The organism is Burkholderia sp. E168m23, from assembly GCF_016586125.1.
GTDB lineage: Bacteria > Pseudomonadota > Gammaproteobacteria > Burkholderiales > Burkholderiaceae > Burkholderia > Burkholderia orbicola.
Genome location: NZ_BCPP01001694.1, coordinates 1 through 571 on the forward strand (window position 1 = coordinate 1; position 571 = coordinate 571).

A 571-nucleotide genomic window follows, 5' to 3' on the forward strand; every position below is an offset into this window, starting at 1 on the left:
GCCGAAGGCGTTCGTCGCGATCCTGGCGGGGCTCGCGCTGATCGGCGCGATCAGCGCGAACGTGCACGGAATCTTCGAGGACGAGAACCATCGCGAAGCGTCGATGATCACGTTTCTTGCGACCGCGTCGGGGATGACGTGGCTCGGACTCGGGTCGGCGTTCTGGGGGATCGTGATCGGGTCGGCGGCGTATGCGGTGTTGAACAGGGGGCGGGGGCGTCAGGCGGATTGAGCATCCCACCATGCCTGCTGCAACAGACAGGTCCGTTGTATCGCCGAATCGGGCGGCGTCCCGACGCGTCGCTCAATTCGATACGGTCACTTCGACCCGGCGATTTCGTGACCTGCCCGGCGCCGTGCCGTTGTCGGCAAGTGGATCGGCATCCCCCTGTCCGGTTGCCGAGATGTTTTGCATCGGCACTCCCGCGGCCGCGAAAATCCGCGCGACCTCTCGAGCCCGAGCCTCTGAAAGCGCCTGATTGTTGCCCCGGGATATCGCTCCAGCCGGTACGTTGTCGGTGTAACCAACGACCTGCACGTACGCACCGGGTACCGATGCGGCAATGGTCCG

At 65.0% G+C, this 571-nt stretch carries 2 protein-coding genes; one reads left to right on the forward strand and one right to left on the reverse strand.

All coding sequences use genetic code 11. From position 1 onward, the window contains the following. The coding region (locus tag JMF90_RS39710; protein ID WP_201326615.1) for a benzoate/H(+) symporter BenE family transporter at positions 1 to 232 on the forward strand (232 nt) is incomplete at its 5' end. 72 nt (positions 233 to 304) lie between these two features. Here JMF90_RS39710 and JMF90_RS39715 read toward each other — a convergent pair. Next, a partial coding sequence (locus JMF90_RS39715) for an OmpA family protein (protein WP_201326616.1) occupies positions 305 to 571 on the reverse strand: 267 nt, incomplete at its 5' end.